Annotated in this window: 4 protein-coding genes; 2 read left to right on the top strand and 2 right to left on the bottom strand. The window is 71.9% G+C overall.

Annotation, left to right across the window (positions count from 1 at the left end; all coding sequences use genetic code 11):
• Nucleotides 1-45: 45 nt before the first annotated feature.
• Together GT042_RS06425 and GT042_RS06420 are read right to left on the bottom strand one after the other, a co-directional pair.
• Nucleotides 46-1206 carry a PP2C family protein-serine/threonine phosphatase gene (locus GT042_RS06425; RefSeq protein ID WP_237530511.1) on the bottom strand — a complete coding sequence of 387 codons (1161 nt, stop codon included), beginning with the start codon at nt 1204-1206 and terminating at the stop codon, nt 46-48.
• Nucleotides 1207-1396: 190 nt separating this feature from the next.
• Nucleotides 1397-2185, bottom strand: coding sequence for an SDR family oxidoreductase (locus GT042_RS06420; protein ID WP_161307732.1), 789 nt, complete (start codon nt 2183-2185; stop codon nt 1397-1399).
• 251 nt (nt 2186-2436) lie between these two features.
• On the opposite strand from GT042_RS06420, the gene GT042_RS06415 reads away from it, so the two are divergent.
• Nucleotides 2437-3423, top strand: a complete 987-nt coding sequence (locus tag GT042_RS06415; RefSeq protein WP_161307731.1) for a zinc ABC transporter substrate-binding protein — start codon at nt 2437-2439, stop codon at nt 3421-3423.
• Nucleotides 3420-3848: ATP-binding cassette domain-containing protein (locus GT042_RS38770; RefSeq protein WP_345943696.1), on the top strand; the 429-nt coding region annotated here is incomplete at its 3' end. The genes GT042_RS06415 and GT042_RS38770, both read left to right, overlap by 4 nt.

The raw sequence follows: 3848 nt of genomic DNA, 5'->3' as shown, positions 1-3848 counted from the left end.
GCCAGACCCCACTTCGCGGACACGCCCTAGGGTGTGTCCGCGAGGTCACCGGCCGGCGGGCAGCCACTCGATCAGGAGGATCGTCGCGTCGTCGCGCAGCTGGTTCTGCTGCCGGTCCAGGATCGAGTGGATCAGCACGCGCAGGGCCTCCGGCGCCAGTTTCCCCGAGGCGGTCGCGCGGATGATCGAGTCGGTGAAGCGTTCGAGGCCGAGCTGCGCGCCGCTGTCGACACGTGCCTCCGTCACCCCGTCCGTGTAGAACAGCACCCGGTCGCCCGCCTCCAGCGCCACCTCGTTGACCTCGTGCGGCGCGTCGGAGAACTGGGCCGCCAGGCCCATCGGCGGCTGCGGGGTGCGTTCCAGGGCCTGACCGAGCACCCGGCGGTCGCGGATCAGCAGCGGCGGCGGATGCCCGCAGTTGATCCACCGGAACACGCCGTTGTTCAGGTCGAGTTGGCTGAGGATGCCGGTGCAGTACTGATCGGGAAGCCACTGCGCGAGTGCCTGGTCGACCGTGTCGACGAGCTGCGGCAGATCGGCGCCGGCCCGGCGGGCGTTGCGGCAGCCCGCCATGGCGACCGCGGTGGTCAGCCCCGAGGCCAGGTTGTGGCCCATGGAGTCGAGGATCGCCGCGTGCAGGGTCGACTGGGTCAGCGAGTGGTCGAACGCGTCACCGCCGATGCGGTACGCGGGCTCCAGCACGCCCGTCGAGATGACCTTGGTGTTGCCGATGGTCCGCGGCGGCAGGAACGCGCGCAGCATCTCCGCGGGCAGCCGCATCGGCTCGGAACGGGCCCGCCGCGCGAAGCTGTCGCTGTACGCCCGCTTCGAGGTGATCACCATGGCGAGCACGGTGGCCAGCATGCGGCAGCGGCGCAGGCGGGTGGCGTCGAACACCGCCGTACGGATGCCGAGCACACCGAGCCGCTCCGCGCCGTCGACCAGCGGCAGCCACGCGGTCAGCTCGTCGGCCCGGTGGCTCTCCTCCATCTGGAGGGAGAGCGTCTGGTACGCCTCACCCGCTGTCGAGGAGTCCACGTCGAGGGACGGCAGTCCGTCGGTGAGCGGCACGAGATGACGCTGCTGGAGGTCGATGACGTACACGGCGAGCTGCTGGAGACCGATCGCCGCGGCACACCGGTCCACCAGGTCCGGCAGATCCATCGGCGCCGCGCCCTGCGCCTCCCCGAGGAGCCTGTCGAGCAGCGCCTCGCCCGGCCCGGGACCCGGTCCCAGTTCGGGGCGGGAGCCGGGGCCCGTCGCGGAAGATTCGGCGACCACCGGTATTACCTCCTCACCGGCAGTCTCACACCATCGGGGAGGTTCCGCGCGGCCGGAGGGAGGCCCCCGCCGCCCGGCGGCCACGGGGTGGCGGACCGTACGGCGGGCTCCCCGGTCAGACGGTCGTGATCAGCCCGCCGTCGATGCCGAAGTCGGACCCGGTGATGTTGGACGCCCGGCCGCCGGCCAGCCAGACGACCAGGTCGGCGACCTCCTCGGGGCGGGTGAAACGCCCGGTGATCGAGTCGCCCGCGGCGTGTTCGGCGACGGCGGCCGGGTCCTGCCCGGACGCCCGCGCCACGGTGGCGGCGACGCCGCCGTCCCCGAGCCAGAGCGCCGTGGAGACGGGCCCCGGACTGATCGTGTTGCTCCGGATCCCGCGCGGTCCGTACTCCTTCGACACGGCCTTGCAGACGTTGGTCAGCGCGGCCTTGGCGGCGCCGTAGTCCACGACCAGCGGATCGGGGAGCGCGGCGTTCACCGAGCTGATGGTCACGATGTTCCCGGCGCCCCGGTCGAGGAAGTGCGGGACGACGGCCCGGATCGTCCGTACCGCCGTCATCAGGTTGACCAGCAGCGCGTGGTCCCAGTCCTCGTCCGTGACCGACAGGAACCCCTCGGTGCGGGGGCGCACCCCGCCGACGTTGTTGACGAGGATGTCGACCCCGCCGGTGAGTTCGACCGCCCGCGCGATCAGGTCGGCGGGCCCCGAGGGGGCCGCGAGATCCACCGCCACCGGATGGACGGCGTGCGTCCCGGCCAGCTTCTCCAGTTCGTCGGTGACCGAACGGGAGCCGGCGACGACCTGGGCACCCTCGGCGGCCAGCGCCCGGGTCACGGCCAGTCCGATGCCCCGGCCCGCGCCCGTCACGACCGCTGTTCTGCCGCTCAGTTCCATGTCCATGGCGCTACGTGCCCTTCTGCCGGTGGGATCAGCCCCGAGAGTATGCGATCCCCGTGGTCCCGAGAGCCCCAGGTGCACGACCAGGAACGCGACCGGGAATGCGACCGGGAACGCGGTCAAGAAGTGGTAATGATTTTCATATCTGAGCCACGACCCATGGTGTTGAAAGTCGTTTCCATCTAGCGTCGGGCCCGTCCGGAACGCCGGTGTCCCACCGATACAGACCGGCTTGCCTGAGGAGATCCCGTTTCATGAACGCAGTTCCGCCCCGTTCCGCCGTGCGCCGGCCGACCCGGTTCGCCCTCGGCGGCGTCGCCGTCCTGGCCGCGGTCGCCGCCGCCGCCTGTTCCACCTCGTCCACCTCCGGCGGCGGATCGTCCGCCGACCCGTCCCCGGCCGCCGGCGGCGCCCACGGCGGCAGGACCATCCAGGTCGTCGCGGCGGAGAACTTCTGGGGCAGTGTCGCCGCCCAACTGGGCGGTTCGCACGTGAAGGTCACGAGCATCATCAACAGCCCCGACGCCGACCCGCACGACTACGAACCCACCGCCGCCGACGCCCGTACCGTCGCCGGGGCGCAGTACACGATCGTCAACGGCATCGGCTACGACGCCTGGGCCGACAAGCTCCTCGCGGGCAGCCCCTCCACCGGCCGCACCGACCTCGAGGTCGGCGACCTGGTCGGGATCCGGCCCGGCGGCAACCCCCACCGCTGGTACTCGCCGGACAACGTCCACCAGGTCATCGACCGGATCACCGCCGACTACAAGAAGATCGACCCGGCCGACGCCGCCGACTTCGACCGGCTCAGGAACACGTACGACAGCACCACCCTCGCCCCGTACGACCAGCTGATATCCGATATCAAGCGCACCTACGCGGGCACCCCGATCGGCGCCTCCGAGTCGATCGTCAGCCCCCTCGCCGACGGCCTCGGGCTCACGATGCTCACCCCCGACTCGTTCCTGAGCGCGATCAGCGAGGGCACCGACCCGACCGCCAAGGACAAGGCCGCCATCGACCGGCAGATCGCGGACAAGAAGATCAAGATCTACGTCTACAACAGCCAGAACGCCACCCCCGACGTACAGGCGCAGGTGAAGGCAGCCAAGGCCGAGGGCATCCCGGTGGCCACCGTCACCGAGACCCTCACCCCCGCCGGAGCGTCGTTCCAGGACTGGCAGGTACGCCAGCTCCAGGGCATCCAGCAGGCACTGGCCAAGGCCACCGGAAAGTGACCGCCCCACCCGTCCGCGCCGGGACCGAACCCCCCGGACCGGAACCCTCCGCCGTGTCGCTCCGGGGCGCGGCGGTACGGGTCGGCGGACGCACCCTCTGGTCCGGTGTCGACCTGGAGGTCGGCGCGGGGGAGTTCACCGCCGTGCTCGGGCCGAACGGGGTGGGCAAGTCCACGCTCGTCAAGGTCCTCCTCGGGGTGCTGCCGGCCGCCGCGGGCGAGGTACGCGTCCTCGGCGCACGGCCCGGGGGAGCCGGCGAGCGGGTCGGCTATCTGCCGCAGCGCCGCAGCTTCGACACCTCCCTGCGCCTGCGCGGCACCGACATCGTGCGCCTGGGCTGGGACGGCGACCGCTGGGGCGTTCCTCTCCCGGGACGCCTCGGCGCGCGCGGCCGGGCCGCCGCCCGGCGGATCGCCGAGGTGATC

It is taken from the genome of Streptomyces sp. SID3212, from assembly GCF_009865405.1.
Classification (GTDB): Bacteria; Actinomycetota; Actinomycetes; order Streptomycetales; family Streptomycetaceae; genus Streptomyces.
Note: the sequence above shows the minus strand (reverse complement) of the source record. Positions and strands in the feature narration are given on the sequence as shown.